We start from the raw sequence: 17,231 nt of genomic DNA on the forward strand, positions 1-17,231 counted from the left end.
TGAAAGGATTACAGCTTACTGCGCGAGACTTGGAATCAGGCGGGCCCAACAGGGATGGAGCGGGCGCATTATAGTCGCTGCTCACAGACTGCAAAGCGAGAAGGGAGCCAAGCGATGGATCCGCCATTAATCAAGCCGAGCTATCAAGGGGGCACAGCCAGGCCGTAGGTAAGCATGGCTGGCTTGGATCCGCGGCGGGCATCTGGCCTCGCACGCCCGCAAACGCTGTATCTTTCTTGCCCCAATCTTTCTGGTCCAAGACATACTTTGCACGTGTTGGGCAGGGTGAGGATAGCCGGGGTTTTGCACACCATCCCGGGGCTGGAAAGCCGCCGCCCGCGTTTCATTTAAGCGGGCGGCGTTTTTCCTTCGAGGACAGACGGATTCTTTCGCCGGCGCTGACGCCGCGCCTTGGCTCACGCGACGTAACCAAAACGTCCGCGCTGCGAACGCGGCCTGCTCGCTCCAATTCCACATTGTCGACTGTGCCGGCTTCGCCATGTCCTGAGACGATAGCGGGCGCGCCGACGAGCCAGCCGCGCGCAGTGATGCCAGACCGCCGAGCAGCGAGCCCTTCCTCTCGATACCTCCGGCCAACCTCAGCTAAATCAGGACGTTTCATTTGGAGGACGTTACGTTGGCAATAGGAGTTGTTAAGTGGTTCAACACGACCAAAGGCTATGGCTTCATTCAGCCCGATGAAGGTGGGTAGGACGTTTTCGTCCATATCAGCGCGGTCGAAAAAGTCGGCTATGCCAACCTCGCCAAAGGCGCACGTGTCACCTCGAACTGAAGGCTGGTCGATCCGGCAAGATGTCCGCCGAAAATCTCCGGATTGGCTAGGATCCGCAAATTGCATCGCTTGATCCGCCTCAGGGTCCAGCTTTTCTTCCGGGGACACAGCGATCCGGCCTCAGTACCCAACTGATGCTGACGCCGTTTCCCGTCGCCCGGCGCGTCTTTTAGCGACTGCTTGGCGCTCGACCCGCAGCAGCCCGGCTAATTCAAGTTCAGCAAAAAGGTAAAGTCGGGGGCTTAGCCTTGGGCGCGGCTGACCTTTCGTCATGCGCGGGGTTCGAATCGCCTTGGTATCCCGCGCGAGCTCAATTCGGTCCCGCGATATCCGGCGCGACGAGGAGCAAATGGGCATTAGACAAAATCAGCGTCTGGGCCGGGAAGCTGATACCGACTTGGGTGAAAGTGGCACTGCGACGGCACAGTTCAAGCCAGCCGATCAGGCGATCGCTCTGCAGATCACCTCTTCTTTGAACCGGTGCCAAGAAAGCGGACACCAATGTGCTCGCCGTTGACCCAAGCCAACTCGCAACGACGGTAGGCAACGCCCCTCGTCGAGAGTACGAGGAAACATTCCTTCAGAGCCGGTCCGTCTATCGACGTCTCAATAAGCAATTTAGCGCCCGCCTGTGATATGTCGGTCATCTTGCAGGAGCGGCTCCAAGCGCCGTCGATAGCGACGATCTTCAATGTAGCGCAGTTCGGATATCGACACCGCTTCCGATCCGATGAGCGACAGTGATCGAAATCACTCAGTTTCCATCTGCGTATTTAGAGGTGCTTCACCTTGCTGTACTATCGGCTCGAGCCGATCACACCCACCAGGGTGAGCGCATTGGCCAAGGAATTGAAATCAGCGCTGGAGCTCTCCGACCTCATTCACCAGATAGTCGGCAATCCTGGATTCGACGTCGTTGTGCGTCGCAATCAGCCAGTGGCTGGCAGTCGACTGTCTTATCAGCGCCTGCAAACTCGATCATCTTCCAACGCCACGCCGAAGAGATCGCCGATCGGACGCAAACGAAATGCGATCTCGCAGGCTGAAGAGCTCGACCAATCAAGCTCGACGTCCTAGACAACCTTGAGCCCGACGAAGTCGTTGTAACGCCAGGCCAAGTCGCAGCGAACCGCAATAAGATTTCCCTCGACTTCGAGGTCAAACTTGAAGGGAATGACTTTGGCCCCATCGAGCCAGAGACCAAACCCTCCGGCCGAGGCATCGCGCAGGCGGCAACGCTTTGAAAACACCAATGGGCCGAGCGTGGCGATCGCCGTCCGATTGATCCAGTATCGGTTTTGAGCTCGCCGCTCTAGCACTTGCAGCCCTCCAACATTGAGCAGGGTCGCCACCAAGCGAGCGCCTCCCACCGCCAACACGCCACTACAGAGAATACTTGCGGCCTTCGCGACCACCAACAATGCTCAGACGCCTTTTCGGCCGTCGGCGTAGAAAGTCGGATCATCGTCCCGACCAGCTCAGCCTTTAGCTTTATCGCTTTGGAGAAGCACCGCGCGAAATGACGGATTCCGCTCGTTGCAGGGTATGTGCAAATTCTGCCTGCAGTTGCTGCTCATGCGCCTGATCTCTCGGCGCCGAAAGAAAGGCCACTTTGACAAGCATGCGATTGAGAAGCGACACGACGACGAGATTCTCGGAATGTTGCGAACGCAGTTCCGTGAGCCTGCGACGCATCTCAAATAGATCGAGCGTTACCTCACTGGTGTTTTGCGACGTCTTCAAAAGTTAAACTCAACAATAATCTTGCAACAACGGGGCCGAAGCGGACGGTGGCAGCCGGCCCTTGGCAAGCTCGGACGAACGAGACAAAGGAGGTGTACGGTCGACCCAGCATAGCTCGTTGAATGCCGGTAGCAACCAAAGCTGCAAATTAAGCTTGATAACCGCGGCCCGGGTTAATTCAGAAACCTACATTCGCCGGCCCGCACATTTTATTGTCGGCCGGTTGCCGGAGGTATAACTGTTACTAAGCTGAGAGCGTGCGGCAGTAAGGCTCTTGTAAGGCAGAGGCGCTAAGAATAGCCGGTCGGAAATATTTAAAAATAATACGTTAAGAGCCCATTGTCGGACCCGGACTATACCGATGTCCATTATCCATCGTATCTGGGCCAACCTCAAAGACCTTGTGCGGTATGGTCCGCGCTTCCTTATGCGCCACGCCCCACGGCTTACCGGCGCAGAGACGGCCAAAATTTACGTCTCTGGTCAAGCGATTCACGTCAGAGTTGGAGACTCTGATATCGATACCGTCCGAGGTGTCTTCTGCTCTCATCAGTACGACATCTCTCATTCGATCCCGATTGTCTAGGACCGTGTCAACCGTCGATACGAAGAGATTATTGCCTCCGGCAGAACTCCGGTCGTCGTGGACGCCGGTGCGAAATTGGCGCAGCATCGCTCTGGTTCAAGAAGCAATTTCCGGCCAGCATCGTTGTCGCTGCGGAGCCAGACCCCGAGAACTTCCGGATTCTGACGAAGAACGCAGAACTAACCGATAAAATCGTTCCCGTTCGAGCGGCAATCGGAGCCGAGCCTGGTTTTGTCCACGTCCTCGAAGGCGAACAGGGTTGGGCATCCCGCGTAGAGCGTTCATCGAGCGGCCTGCCTATCATGACGATGCGAAATGCCTTTGATTACGCCCCCAACGGGGTCCCTTTCTTAGCGAAGATAGATATCGAAGGCTTCGAAAAGGATCTTTTCTCGAACAACACTGAATGGCTCGCAGACGTGTTCGTCGTACATATTGAACCCACGACTGGTTGCTGCCGGGCGCCGGCTCAAGCTTCACGTTTCAAAGAGCTCTGGCTGACTACGCTTTCGAGATTTTTATCGCTGGCGAGATACTGACCTACATAAAGCTCCTTCAGCACCGCGCTGGCCGACCTTCATGATCGCCGTTGTTGGGCGCGGCAGGTCGATACGCCCTTCCCCCAGATGACGAGGCCAGCATCACCCCGTTTTTGCTAAGGCAAGGGTCCGTCGAATGCCGACCGGACCGCACCTCCCCAGCAGCCGGAGAGCGGCCGGCGTCCCAAAAAATCCCCGCGTAAGCGGAGCAAGGCCCATCTGGCTTTTGTCCGGGAACAGCCGTGCCGCTCAACTCAGACCGGAGGTTTGGCCCGATGAACGGTCCGGTTCGCGGTGTCCGTCAGCTTCATGCGCGCCGTACCCGTCGAATTCGAGGCCTTAGGCACTTCGCATCAACTCTTACCTAGTGAAAGCGGCAAGCAAGACGAAGCTCCCCAATCGCCCATCGACCGGCTCCTCGCGTTTGAAGTCAAGCTCTCGGGAGCCAAAACGTTATCGTCTTTCGCCGGACACTTCTCGAAGTGTTTCGTCAGAAAGCGATAGAGGCGGCCCTCAAGCGGGTCGACGTTGCGCCGACTTTCAAAGAGGACGCCGAACTTCACACGGCAAGAACTCAAGGAGATGAACCGCTGTATCCGCGCCAACACCGTAACCGCAGCTTGGATGACCGTCCGCATGAAACGGCCAGACGAACCAAGTGACGTAAGCGAAACCGCGCATCCGTAGCTCGTGCCAAGTTCCCTCAGCTCGACACGATCGGGTCGCTCCGATCGTCAGTTGAGGTCTTGTCCATTTCCAGATAGCTGCCCTCAACGGACATGGCCTGCGACCCGCCAACTACGTACGTGCAACTAACTTCTTTATTTCCGAATAATAAGAATTAAATCTATCGCAGATTTTTCTAGCAAAAAGCGTTATCTTACAATAATCTAACGAAAATCATGTTGAACGCAAAAATTATGATGTTCCGACACTAGCAGCCAATATTCGTTGTCGAGACGCTGCTCACACGATTTTGTACTTTGTGTAAGGCGGCCCTGCGGAGCGGCTGACAAACGATTGAACCGCCTCCATTAGCCTCGCCTTCAAACGGGGAAGTTCGCGGAGTCTTGATGACGAAAGTAGGCTTTAATTTTGCCATGAAGGAGCAGTCGCAACACGCCTCTGCTCCAATCGAGCGACGCCTTCCGGACCTGCAAGATGAGAGCGAGTTTGAGGACGATGTTGCTGTGTCGAGGCCGATCAGAACTCTCATCCCGCGATTGGCGCTCATTGCATTTTCAGCAGTAGTCTGTGGGATGTTAGCTCTCGTCTTTGTCGACGACGGGACGGAAACAAGGAGCAAGCCTCAACCCATCGCCGCAAAGTCCGCGGCGGGTGGACGAAATGCGATCCCAACCGACGATCTGGACGCCACACGTTTGATTGAAGCGCTCACAAACGAATTGGCCGCCACGCGTCGTGAGCTAAGCACTAAAGCTGCTCAGTTGCGCGAGGCCGGCGATGACCCGGCAGAATCCAGGAAGACTGCCGAAACAACAGCCCTCGCTTTGCAGGAAGAACGCAAGCAGACTGCCTCGCTCATGAGTATGCTGGCGGCTGCGCGGCGCGATCTCGACGCCAGGGCGATCGACTCCGGCAAGACAGGAGTTGAGGCCATTGAACTCAGAAAGACTGCCGAGTCCGCAACCTTTGCTCTGCAGGAAGAGCGAAAGCGGACCGCTTCGCTCGTCAACGATTTGGCGGCTGCGCGCCTCAACCTGGAGATATCTGTCGTCCAATCTGTCAAGGCTGGAGAGGAAACAGTCGATCTGAGAAAGACCGCCGAAACCGCATCCATAGCCCTCCAGGAAGAACGCAAGCGTACCGCATCGCTCACAAGCGATCTAGCAGCCGCACGCCGTGACCTGGAGGCCAAGTCTATCCAATCCAGCAAGATCGGAGAGGAAACGGCGGACTGGAGAAAGACCGCTGACGCCACAAGCGCGGCGCTACAGGACGAGCGCAAGCGAACAGGTTCGCTCATGAGTGATCTGGCTGCGGCGCGGCGCGATCTGGACGCCAAGACGGTCGAAATCGGCAAGGCGGGTGCAGAGACGGCGGAAACCAGAAAGGCCGCCGAGGCTACGACTGAAGCTCTCCAGGAAGAGCGCAAGTGGACCGTTTCGCTCGTGGGCGAGTTGGCGGCGGCACGCCGCGACCTGGATGCCAGGAAGCCGCAATCCGACAAAACCTGGGAAGACACCGCGTACCTGCGAAAGACTGCTGACGCTGCGAACGTGGCCTTGCAAGATGAACGTAAGCGGTCTGCCTCGCTCAAAAGCGATCTGGAGGCCGCACGCCGCGACCTGGATACCAAGATCGCTCAATCCAAGGGAGTAGAAGAGGAACTGAGAAAGTCAGCTGAGACTGCGAACGCGGCCCTGCAGGATGAGCGCAAGCGAACTGCCTCGCTCGCAACCGACTTGGCATCCGCACGCCGCGACCTCGACGCCAAGGCCATTCAATTCAACAAGACCAAGGAGGCAGCCGAACTGAAAACGGCTGCTGACACTACGAGCGTTGCCCTGCAGGAAGAACACAAACGGGCGGCGACACTCGCGGGCGACCTGACGACTGCACGCCGCGACTTGGACATCCAAACGGCTCGATCCGACAAGATCGAATTGGAAACGGCGGAACTAAGAAAAGCCGCTGTCGCAACGAGCGCCGCCCTGCAAGAAGAGCGCAAGACGATTGATGCTACCGCGAAGTCCAAAGAGGGCACAACAGCGACTGCGGACGCAGACGCCACCAGAAAGCCGATATCGCCCCCCTTACCGCAGCCAGCGCCTCTCGATCAAAACCCTGAAAGCGCTCATTTGGTCGAACGAGCCGAGTCTTTCCTCGCCCGAGGCGACATCAATAGCGCTCGCGGTTTCCTCCAGCGCGCCGTTGAATTGGGAAGCGCCAAAGCCAGCTTTGTCCTGGCGCAGACCTATGACCCTCGCGTCCTGTCGCGCTGGAACGTCTACGGAACGCGAGCCGACATTGCGAGGGCGCGTGAACATTATTCACGGGCTCTCTCCGGTGGAATTTCAGAGGCCAAGACTGCTCTTGATTCATTACGTCAGTGACAATCCTTGAAGGCATATGTGTGAGGCTACGATGCGTCTTTGCGTAAAGCTACTTCTTGTTCGGATGACGACTGCGCTGACTTTGGCCTTTGCTACCGAATTGGTCCATGCTCAGGCCCCTTCTCCGCCCCAAGTAAAGCAAGCGACATCGGCGCAGAAGGCACAAAAGGACAGCATGAACGCGTGGACCCTTGGCTTGGCCGCAGGCCAACTCGAGGGGGCCCCGATACGCTTCGCTACTGAGATCGCACGAGTCGTCGACGACGGTCATAACATGATCGTTCTGCCCATCGTCACGCGAGGCCCGGTGGAAAATCTCAACGACCTCCTCTATCTGCGCGGCGTCGACCTCGCGATTGTCAATCTCGATGCGCTTGAAGAATACAAGGCGCAGGTACCCGACATCCAGAATCGCGTGACCTACCTGCTCAGCCTCTTTCCGTCGGAACTGCACATCTTCGTTCGGCCGGAAATCAAGAGTCTGCAGGATCTTGCCGGCAAGAAAGTCAACTTCAACACCAAAGGGACGGCCGCCGCTTACACCGGCCCATTGATTTTCAGCCGTCTCGGCATCGATGTGGAGAAGACATTCATTCCGCATCAGGTCGCTCTGGAGCAGATGCGCCAGGGAGATGTTGCGGGCGTGGTCTTCATAACGTCCAAACCGGTAGACGCCTTTGCACGAGGACGCTGGGAACCCGGCTACAAGTTCCTTCCGGTCGTCTACGACACCAAATTCGAAGACTATTATCTTCCGTCAACGCTCGAGCCCAGCGACTATCCAGCCTTGATCAAAGAGAGCGAACGAGTGTCGACGATCGCAGTTCCGACCGTACTGCTTTCATTCAATTGGCCTAAGAATACAAACCGCTACGATCGCGTTGCCCGCTTCGTTGACTACCTTTTCTCGCGAATGGAAAAGTTGCAGGGCATTGGCTTCGATCCGAAGTGGAAGTCGATAAATATCGGAGCAAACGTCCCGGGCCTCGCCAGATCACCTGCCGCAAAAGCCTGGCTGGATCGCCAGCCGCGTGCAAGGCAGGTGTCGCAATGAACCACGCCGGGCTTCCCTTGCTGCTGACATCCTTGTGGTTAGGAAGCGGAGGTGCGTCGGGCCAGCCCCTGCAATCGCCCCCCGTAGCGGGAAACTGGATCATCAGCGAAACGACATCGCCAATCGACTATTCGCCCATCGTCATAGCAAACACAAGGTCAAAGCAAAATGCAGAGGCCCCTCGAATGGAGCTCTTCATCTATTGCCGCGGCGGCAAAACCTTTCTTGTTCTCGGTGGTCAGAGTGTCTCCCCGCGTGCCGACACCTACGAACTTTCGTATTCCGTAAACGGCGCCAGTCCCACCCATGCGGGAGTGGGATCATCGCTCTTCGGCGGTATCGCCATGCCCGGTGAGATCGTGAGCTTGCTGCAGGCGCTTCCTGGCGAAGGCGAGATACGGATTCGACTCATGACGCGATCGGGGGACACTCGCGAGGGAATTTTTCAGTTGGACGGGCTGAAAGTCGCAAGAAGCAAGTTGGCCAAAGCATGCAACTGGCCGCCCACCAACGCTAAGCTGCACAATTGATTATTCAGAGAGGACATTTCCCATGTTTACTTTTGCAACCGCAATTCAAGCCGTAGCCGCGATTACTTTACTGGTGACGACGCCCGCCCTGGCAAAGAGCACCAACGTCAAGCCGTCAGCGACCTCAAAGCAAAGCACGTCTGCCAAGACGCAGCATCGGCTCATTTTGCAGGTCAACAGCAACGATCCAGCGATGATGAACCTGGCGCTCAACAATGCAGCCAATGTCGTCCAATATTACAAGGAGCTTGGCCAGGTGGTTTCGATCGAAGTTGTTACGTTTGGACCGGGCTTGCACATGTTGCGGGACGACACTTCTCCCGTGAAAGCGCGGATCGAAACGCTGGCGTTGAGTACACCTGAGATTTCGTTCAAGGCGTGTGGCAACACCAAGCAGAATATGAGCAAAGCGGAGAACAAGGACATCCCGCTCATCCCCCAGGCGCAACTTGTGAGCTCCGGCGTCACTCGCATCATGGAGCTGCAGGAGCAGGGCTGGTCGTATGTAAAGCCGTAAACCGACAAGAAATCGCAGCGATTCCGACCACCTGGATCGAGGCTGCGATCGGCCGGACCCACCTCACAGCCTTGCGTCCATGCATCCGGGGACTGGATCTCCTCGCACCTGCCGGTCTGCGCAGCAAAGGAGATCGGCTCGCCGCACACGATGAGGACGCGTTGACCTAGGCTCCCCGCCGCTACGCATTTTTCTGGTTGGGACTGCGGGCGAAGGCGATTCAGGCGCCCCGGACGCCCTCATGGGCTCTCCTGGACCGACCGGGCCACAATCCGGGGCAGACTGGCGGCATGCTAACAATCACAAACAGAGCGGAAGCCGTACACCTAAACATTCTTGGTGATTACGCTGCCGATTCTTTCGATTTTATTTTTGATTCGCCAAGCCAAGCGGTGATCACCTACAGCCATCATTATGTCATCTGTAAAGGATTTTCACTCAATGCGAGATTGCAATAGTTCGTACGTCGCAGCGGTAAACGATGGGCGAATATCGATTAATCACGTCGGTTCGCGGTCCGCGCGAAACGCTCCACCCGTACCAAGTCTTCGTACTCATATCAAACGGACCGTCGTTTGATAAGGCCATCATATGGGCTGGAGGAACACCCCCAATGCTCGCAACATTTTGGCAAGTCTACAAAGCGCGCGTGCAACGTGATGGGCCCTTTGGAGCCGTCGAGCAGAACCCTGACCTGGCTCTTGCTCGTGCCTTTACCGGTGACGATGCCTGATTTACCAGCCAACCTCTTCCCCGCGGAGGAAGCGACGACTATCCTCTGGCCCTTGATCAGAGACTTTTCGGCGACCAATCGACCCGGCGCCATCGGCAAGTTACGATTGCGTTGGAACATACTTCACTTATCCGCCGTGAGACAAAAATAACCGCATGGCATCGTACAGGGCGCGGATCCCGTTAGACCAATCGCTTCCATCGTCCTCGAAACCGCCAGCGATTTCCCTCGAAGGGTCAAGCAATTGCAATCGAGTATCTAAGTATGGAAAATGAAGTCGCTGGTGTGCACCGACGTGGCATTGACATTCTTTAGCAGAATCGTGTCGTGACTATCGAGCGTAATCAGCGTGTCGCTTCCCTGTTGGGTTTCGGTAGGTAGCGATCCCGCGGTGAGACCGGCGAATTGCCTTACGTCAAGCCGGTCTAACCCAACGATGAAGTCGGTCACTGTGTGTTGCACGGACGGCCCCGAAGAGGTCGGCGCGAAGACGAACTGGTCCGGCCCACCTGCGCCGCTGAGCGTGTCCGATCCAGTTGAAGCAAGAATTACGTCTCTTCCCGATGAGCCCTGCAGCACGGTGTTGGAGCTTGCTCCAGCTCCGTTGAAGACAAAATTGACGGTGTCCGTTGCGCCGAACCCATCAGTTACTGTCAACGTGATCTTGTCGACGAGTGGCGGTGCAGCACCTGGGTTGTAGACAGCGCCGGCCGCGAGGACGCCATTGATCGCTGTCAGGGAGCCGCTGCTGCCGGACGGAGTCACTGCACTTCCCGATCCAGCCTCTTCGGTCGTCGCGCTCAACCTGAAGCTCTCAGCCGACGCGTTCGCGTCGCTGTCCGAGACCTGCACGCCCAATACCGTCATCGTTCCATTGGCATTGTTCACCACGCTGGCCTGGTCAGTGACAATGGCTGGCGCATGGTGATTCCAGATGATCTCCGAGCCGCCCGCACCATCTGACAGGACGGAGAAATCGGAAGCGCTATAGGCCCCGACCAAATCAAAGCCTCCGCCAGCATAGCTGACATGGAGAGAACCTGAAGCGTTGATACTGACGTTCGCAGGAGCTATCCCATTTAGATCAATAGCATCTCCAGAGTCGAAACCAGTGACTGTACCGGTGAAACTGATTGGGCTTCCAAGGACCAGTTTACCAGATTGGCTCGTTGCAAATTGAACATGCGCGTCTGAGGCTGCATCGAGTTGAACTGTTGCACCATAGATGTCGACGACGCCGGCGCCTGTCATTGCGCTGGCAACTTCCAGGCTCCCGGACAGCGCCTCGATGATCCCGGTATTGACGAAGCTCGAGAGCCCAGAAATGAGCGAGGCGCCTACGCTGTCAATCGTGCCCATATTGAATAGAACGCTTACGCCGGAGAAAACGCTTGTTCCGTTGACAGACCAATCCGCCGAAAGTTCGTTGGTGACGGTGGCGTTGTAGGCGTTAATGCCTCCGACCAAATGTCCATAATTGTCGACGACCGCCGTGCCGGCAGACGTGGTCATGGCATTCACTGCTGCCAATGTTCCGACTGAATCAGCATAGTTCGTGACGGCGACGTTTCCTCCATCGTGGCTCACTGCTGAAATGCCGTAGCGCCCGCCAAAAATCAGCGCTCCGGCCTCCGCCGTGATCGTGACCGATCCCGTGCCGTAGTTTTCGCCGCGAACGCCGTCCGTTCCTGCGGCTGCGGAAATAGACCCGTAGGCGTCGATCTGGATGTTGCCGTGAACATTATCATCGGCAACGTTCGCAAGGTTGGGATTGTAGCTTGCCAGAATTCCCGCCGGCGCATCGCCTGCGGCCGTCGGGATAGAGCCAGAAGAAATAGAAGCGTAAGACAAAATAGAGATCACGCTGGTCGAAGGCACGACAAACGATCCGCTGGAAGGCGCCTTATTAATCGCGGCTATGCCGGAGCTTCCGGAATTGATGACATTCCCGACTGCGGTGGAAATGCTGATATTCCCGGAACCGTAATTGTTCGCTGAAATGCCGACCCCGAAGCCGTTGGTGGGGCTGCTTCCGCCGAGCGCCGTGATCGATCCCGCCAGATCATTCACGGTCACGTCGCCAATACCGAAAGTATAGGCGCGAATGCCGTCGCCGGCAGCGGCAACGATGTTGGCGGTATTGTTAACAGTCACATCGCCGTACAAAGTGATCAAGGGGAAGCTGGCAGGGATGGCCGCCCCCCCCAAATAGCCGGCAATGACCCCCGCGGGCGGGTTTCCCGTTCCGGTCAATCCCGTGCCCGAATTGATCGTTCCTGCCGCAGTGACGACAATTGAGCTGTTTGCAGTGGCATCGATCGAGGTCGCTTCATTGGTGGCGTTTATTCCAACACTGCCGGCGTTGATGACATCGCCAGACGAGGTGATGATCGAGATAATTCCGCTACCCTTGGTGAAGGCGAAGATCCCGTAGCTCGTGCCAGAAGTGATTGTCGCTCCGGAATAGACGTTAACGGCGATGTTGCCTGTACTGCCGGCGGCTTCGGCGTGCGCCTCGATACCATACTGTGCGCCGGTCACTGATGTTCCAGACGCATCGTTGACCGTTATATCCCCGTTTCCATAGTGATAGGCATTGATGCCGACGCCCGCATTGGCAACGATGTTTGCATCATTGTTGACAATCACTCTGCCGTTTACGTTCAAGTTTACCGTCGCGTTCGTGCCGCCGAAAAAGCCGGCTGCAATTCCAGATGGCTGCGCGCCGCTATTTGTCAAAATCGACTGGGAATGAATCGAACCCTGGGCGTAAATGGTGATCAGCGCGGCTGCGGACACATCGATTGAGGTTGCGAGATTTGTCGCGCTGATACCACTGCTACCTGATGTTATCACGTCGCCGCTTGCTGTTGTCACGGCAATGTCGCCGGGCCCGTAAACGGAGGCGCTGATTCCGTACGGAGCCTTTCCTGTCGCGGACGTCGCAGATGTCAGCGCCTGGATATTGACGTTGGACCCGAGATTAACGGTGACGCCGCCATTGCCGTAATTGTAAGCGTTGATACCATCACCCGCTGCTGCCGCGATGTTACCGTTGGCGTTGACGAGCACATCGCCCCAAACGTTCGCATTGAACACGCCCGCAAGACCGGGGTTGTAGCCGGCCTGGATTCCCGAAGGCGCGCTACCGGAGTTGTTGTTGTTGACCCCTGAGTTAATGCTCCCTAACGCCACAACGGTAACAGTGCTGGCCGCCGCCGCAGCGATCGCCGTCGCCTGGTTTGATAGGTTGATACCGCTGCTGCCGGAACTTATGACCGAGCCATACCCGGTCGTAACTGTGATCTTGCCAGAGCCGTAGTTAAAGGCGGCGATGCCATACTGCGATGACGTTGTGCCCGGAGTAGTTGTACCCGCCGCCGTCGCTGTAATGCTCGCATTGTTGGACACAGAGATGTTGCCAACGCCGTAGTTGCTCGCGGAAATGCCGACTCCCGCCGCCGCATTGAGCGTGGCGCCGTTCTCGATGCTGATGTCGCCAAACACCGTAGCATTCGGTGGGTTGGGCGGTGTCGACGGCGCAGTCGTTCCTAACAGATAGGACGCCGAAATCGCGTTGATCCCAGCATTGATCGTTCCGGAAGAGGTCGAGATCGAAATCGACCCACTACCAGCCGGCACGGAAGTACCTTGATTCTGGGCGAGGATACCGTTGGTTCCGGCGTTGATCAGTAGTCCGGGCGTCGTCGTTACGTTCATGCCGCCCAAAGTTGAAATCGCTGAAATGCCACTGGACGTTGCGCCGGTAATCGAACCACCAGCAACGATGTAGAGCAGACCGGCACCACCGATGCGCGCCGCAATTCCAGTGATCTGGCCTGACACGCTGCCGTAATTGACGATGTCAGTCGACCCCGATCCGGAGTTCGTTGCGATCGCTGTGCCGGCCGTCGACGTGATGCTCCCCGCATTGATGAGGGCGATATTGGCTCCGGTCGTCGTTAAACTGACTCCCGTTCCGGAAACTGAAATTGACGACGTTTGGTTGATTTGAACCGTCGCATAATCGGCCGAGCTGCTGTCTGTGGAATTTACCGCGAAGCCAACACCGGTGCCGGAGATTGCATCGTTCGCGAGAACATAGAAAGATCCCGAAGAGGGAGCAAACGAGCGCTGCGTGTTAGTGGGAAATAGCGCCGATACTGGTATCATGACGACCTTATCCGAAGACAGCACATTGAAAGCTGTCCCGGATGCGGCGCCAGTAACCTGATATGAGTACGTTTGGGAGTGGGCGCTGTCTGTAACGGTCAATGTCGAGCCGCTGATGCTGGCACTTGATACTGTCACACCACCGAGAAAATCGAGCGTGTCCCCGATCGAAAGTCCCGCAATAGTCCCATTGAAAGCAGAGGGACTATCGAGCGTCAGCAAACCATTGCCATTCACAAAGGTGATGGTCTGCCCGGTCGGCCCGCCCGCAACTGAGCCACCCAGTTCCAGCGCAGCATGATCGCCGATGGTGAACGCACCCTGACCGGAAACGTTGCCGAAGACCAGAGCCGCTCCAAAAGCCAGTACATTTATGGATCCGGTATTATTGACCGCGAGCGGACCCGAGGACGAAAAAATGCTGAGGCCGGACGCGTTGATGGTGCCGGCATTGTTGATCGCGTTCGTGACGCCGCCAAAGTAATTCTGCCCGTTGACGTTCCAGACGCCACCAGCATTGTTGTTGAACGAAGCAGCGCTAATATTGAATGACGCCGCGCTAACGTTCACATTTCCGATGACACCGCCCGAATTGTTGACGGTAGCACCACCAACATTCGTGCTGTTCGGCCCATTGTAGATTCCTATGGCCGTGTTCAACCGGGTCAAGGAGAACTGCGTCGCCGCAATTGTCCCGGAGTTCGCGACCGTTGCGCCTTGGTTGCTCCAGTTATTGACCTGGATGGTCGCATTGCTGAGAGATCCAAGCGCTACCATCACGCCGGAGGTGACCGGCCCTCCGGCATCGTGCAGGTTACTGATCGAGATGACACCACTGCCGCCGGTCGATGGCTGCCCAGTGCCCACGACTATTCCATAGCCGGTTGGGTCCGTTACGGCGCCATGATTGGCGATCGTGACATTGCCACCTCCTTGCGCAAAAATGTTCAGGCCCGCCGAAACTGCATTAATAAGGGACGACTGTTCAAGCGTTGCGGTGATCGCTCCCGTTCCAAAATTGTAGAGACCGACACCGACTCCCGCTGCCGCGTTAATCGTAGCGCCCGTATCGATGACGACGTTCCCGTGCACGAAAGTATTGACCGTCTGGCTACCTCCGGCGTTATAGCCGCTCCAGATACCCCCGGGTTGACCGCCACCCGTGAACATGTTGAAGGCTGAATTGATCGTTCCGAAAGCCGTTACAGATATTTGCCCTGTAATCGGATTCGATAAGGTGCCAACGGCCTGATTGCTTGCGCTGATTCCACTGCCGCCGGAATTGATGATGTCGCCGGTCGACGTCGTGACCGAAATATTTCCGCCATTGCGCTCAGAAGCATCGATCGCGATGATCCCGTACAAGGCTCCGGCCGTGATCGTAGCGTTCGGGCCCACGGTGATAGTTACACTTCCGGAACTGCCGACACCGGAACTCAGCGAATAGGCCGTTATCCCGTATTGCGCACCCCAGACGTTGGTGCTGGCCTCCTCGAGTAATGTAACGGCGCCATTGCCCCAGTTGTAAGCGTTCACGCCGGTGCCAGCGTCAGCGGTCACGTTCGCAAAATTATCGACCGAGACGGTCCCATTGACGTTTGTGTTCGAAACGCCGTTCGAATAATAGCCTGCCGAAACTCCCTGAGGCTGGGATCCGCCCGGAGTAAGATGCGTGCCGGAATGGATGGTCCCGCGCGCGGTTATGCTCGCGGTCGATGCGGCAGCGACACCAATCGCAGTGGCCTGGTTGATCGCCTGAACTCCGATTGAACCGGAATTGACGATGGCGCCAGCTTCCATTGTGATCGAAACTTGACCACTTCCATAAGTCCCTGCGCTGATGCCAAAAACATCGCTTGCCGAGATCGTTGACCCGGCGCGATCGGTGATCGTGACGTTACCACTACCATAAGTGTAGGCACGAATTCCGTCGCCACCAGCGGCCACGATGGAGGCGAAATTATCGATGATCACGTTGCCAAACACAGCTGGATTTACTGTGTTGGTCGTCCCTCCTTTGTAGACAGCCAGAATTCCTGCGGGTCTTGCGCCTGAACCTGTAAGAGTAGTTCCCGATTCGATGGTGCCGTTGGCGGTCACCGAGATCGTACTGGTCGTGGCGCCATTGAGTTGCGATATCGAGGCCGCCTGATTGTAAGCAAGAATGCCTGCGCTGCCGGACCTGACACTGCTATTCGCAGCAGCCGTCACTGAAACGCTTCCCGAGGAAGCCGAGAACGCTTCAATGCCATATTGTTTTGAGCCAGTGATGCTCGCGCCACTGGCGGTCGACACGCTTACATTGCCACTGCCAAACGTGAAAGCCTTCACGCCATCATACACGCCCGAAATGGGCGGTGATGCTGGTACAGCGACAGCAACATTGCTGCTGTTGGTGGGATTGAGATTGCCAGCAACAACGCCGCTTGAGCTCTCACCGTTCACAGCTTGACTGACGACACTGCCGGTATTGCCGGCGGCGTCGATGATCCGCGCCTGGTAGGTGTAGTGGAGTGGATGTGCCGCGGCATCCACCAGGCTCCAGCTGGTCAGGGTATTTTGTAGGACGTCGATCCAGGTCGCACCGCCGTCACTGCTAATCTGGATTTTCTCTCCGACAGCAAGCACACCGTTCGTACCCGACACCGTCAGCGAGGCCGAACCTCCCGAGTTTGCAATAGCCGTGATCGCCAACGCCTCAGTTGGGCCGGTAGTATCAATCGTAAAGCTCAGCGCCGACGTCAACGAAGTGTTACCAGCCGCGTCACTAAACTGAGCCGCGACCTGCTTATTGCCGTCGGCCCCGAGGTCGCCGGCCGCCACGGTAAGAGTGATCGAGCCGGCCAGAACATCGGCGGAAGTGATGACATGTGCTACAGGATGCAATAATGCCGAGCCGTTCAGCAGAAACAGAACTGTATCGCCAATTGCAACCGTCGAATCGAGCGATATCGCAAAGCTTGGCGCGATGTGGGAGGTGACGTTATCGGTATTCGATTGCCCAGTGTCAGAGGCCGCCACGAGGTCCGGCGTCCCGCCAGTCGGCACAATCGTATCGACCGTCAGCGTGGTCGAGGTTGAGGCCGTGTTGGCTGCCGCATCGGTCACGATCGCCGTGACGGCCAGCGGACCCTGGCCGGCGGGCGTGATCGACGTGGTCCAGTGACCGGTCGCATCGACCGTCACCGCCGCACCATTGACGGTCAGGCTCGAACCGATCTCCGCCGTGCCGCTGATCTGGACCCCGCCGGCAGCTTCCGCGGCGTTGATCAGGTTATCTCCGCCCTCGATCGTCGTGATCGCGACTGCAGGCGCAACGGTATCAACCGTCAGCGTGGTCGAGGTTGAGGCCGTGTTGCCTGCCGCATCGGTCGCGATCGCCGTGACGGCCAGCGGACCCTGGCCGGCAGGCGTGATCGACGTGGTCCAGTGACCGGTCGCATCGACCGTCACCGCCGCACCATTGACGGTCAGGCTCGAACCGAT

Annotated in this window: 11 protein-coding genes and 1 pseudogene; 7 read left to right on the top strand and 5 right to left on the bottom strand. The window is 57.1% G+C overall.

Annotation, left to right across the window (positions count from 1 at the left end):
- Positions 1–637 precede the first annotated feature (637 nt).
- Positions 638–843: pseudogene (locus AC0L21_RS30170) on the top strand (cold-shock protein).
- Between the two features lie 260 nt (positions 844–1,103).
- Here the strand turns inward: AC0L21_RS30170 and AC0L21_RS30175 are convergent.
- On the bottom strand, positions 1,104–1,292 hold the full coding sequence (locus AC0L21_RS30175; protein ID WP_473265301.1) for a hypothetical protein: 189 nt from the start codon (positions 1,290–1,292) through the stop codon (positions 1,104–1,106).
- Positions 1,255–1,485, bottom strand: a complete 231-nt coding sequence (locus AC0L21_RS30180; protein WP_473265276.1) for a PilZ domain-containing protein — start codon at positions 1,483–1,485, stop codon at positions 1,255–1,257. Before AC0L21_RS30180 ends, AC0L21_RS30175 begins: the two co-directional genes overlap by 38 nt.
- 145 nt (positions 1,486–1,630) lie before the next feature.
- Here AC0L21_RS30180 and AC0L21_RS30185 point away from each other — a divergent pair, with 145 nt between their 5' ends.
- A complete protein-coding gene (locus tag AC0L21_RS30185) occupies positions 1,631–1,870 on the top strand; it encodes a hypothetical protein (protein ID WP_473265277.1) in 240 nt (79 codons plus the stop codon).
- Here AC0L21_RS30185 and AC0L21_RS30190 read toward each other — a convergent pair.
- Complete coding sequence (locus AC0L21_RS30190) at positions 1,867–2,148, bottom strand: PilZ domain-containing protein (protein WP_473265278.1); 282 nt, start codon at positions 2,146–2,148, stop codon at positions 1,867–1,869. The genes AC0L21_RS30185 and AC0L21_RS30190 overlap by 4 nt on opposite strands.
- 136 nt (positions 2,149–2,284) lie before the next feature.
- Complete coding sequence (locus AC0L21_RS30195) at positions 2,285–2,536, bottom strand: hypothetical protein (protein ID WP_473265280.1); 252 nt, start codon at positions 2,534–2,536, stop codon at positions 2,285–2,287.
- A 660-nt stretch (positions 2,537–3,196) separates the two neighbouring features.
- On the opposite strand from AC0L21_RS30195, the gene AC0L21_RS30200 reads away from it, so the two are divergent.
- The 5 genes from AC0L21_RS30200 to AC0L21_RS30220 all read left to right on the top strand — a co-directional run bounded on the left by AC0L21_RS30200 (position 3,197) and on the right by AC0L21_RS30220 (position 8,839).
- Entirely contained in the window at positions 3,197–3,661 is a 465-nt protein-coding gene (locus tag AC0L21_RS30200) for an FkbM family methyltransferase (protein ID WP_473265299.1), read from the top strand.
- Positions 3,662–4,734: 1,073 nt separating this feature from the next.
- Entirely contained in the window at positions 4,735–6,738 is a 2,004-nt protein-coding gene (locus tag AC0L21_RS30205; protein ID WP_473265281.1) for a coiled-coil domain-containing protein, read from the top strand.
- Positions 6,739–6,802: 64 nt separating this feature from the next.
- On the top strand, positions 6,803–7,792 hold the full coding sequence (locus AC0L21_RS30210; protein ID WP_473265282.1) for a TAXI family TRAP transporter solute-binding subunit: 990 nt from the start codon (positions 6,803–6,805) through the stop codon (positions 7,790–7,792).
- 185 nt (positions 7,793–7,977) lie between these two features.
- Positions 7,978–8,322 carry a hypothetical protein gene (locus AC0L21_RS30215; protein WP_473265283.1) on the top strand — a complete coding sequence of 115 codons (345 nt, stop codon included), beginning with the start codon at positions 7,978–7,980 and terminating at the stop codon, positions 8,320–8,322.
- Between the two features lie 22 nt (positions 8,323–8,344).
- Positions 8,345–8,839, top strand: coding sequence for a DsrE family protein (locus AC0L21_RS30220; protein ID WP_473265284.1), 495 nt, complete (start codon positions 8,345–8,347; stop codon positions 8,837–8,839).
- A 991-nt stretch (positions 8,840–9,830) separates the two neighbouring features.
- On the opposite strand, the gene AC0L21_RS30225 is transcribed toward AC0L21_RS30220, so the two are convergent.
- Positions 9,831–17,198, bottom strand: a complete 7,368-nt coding sequence (locus AC0L21_RS30225) for an Ig-like domain-containing protein (protein ID WP_473265286.1) — start codon at positions 17,196–17,198, stop codon at positions 9,831–9,833.
- Between the last annotated feature and the right edge of the window lie 33 nt (positions 17,199–17,231).

Source organism: Bradyrhizobium sp. WSM4873, from assembly GCF_055811355.1.

Coding starts and splice junctions, on each gene's coding strand:
- AC0L21_RS30205 (WP_473265281.1), top strand. CDS start 4,735: ATGACGAAAGTAGGCTTTAATTTTGCCATGAAGGAGCAGTCGCAACAC.
- AC0L21_RS30210 (WP_473265282.1), top strand. CDS start 6,803: ATGACGACTGCGCTGACTTTGGCCTTTGCTACCGAATTGGTCCATGCT.
- AC0L21_RS30215 (WP_473265283.1), top strand. CDS start 7,978: ATGGAGCTCTTCATCTATTGCCGCGGCGGCAAAACCTTTCTTGTTCTC.
- AC0L21_RS30220 (WP_473265284.1), top strand. CDS start 8,345: ATGTTTACTTTTGCAACCGCAATTCAAGCCGTAGCCGCGATTACTTTA.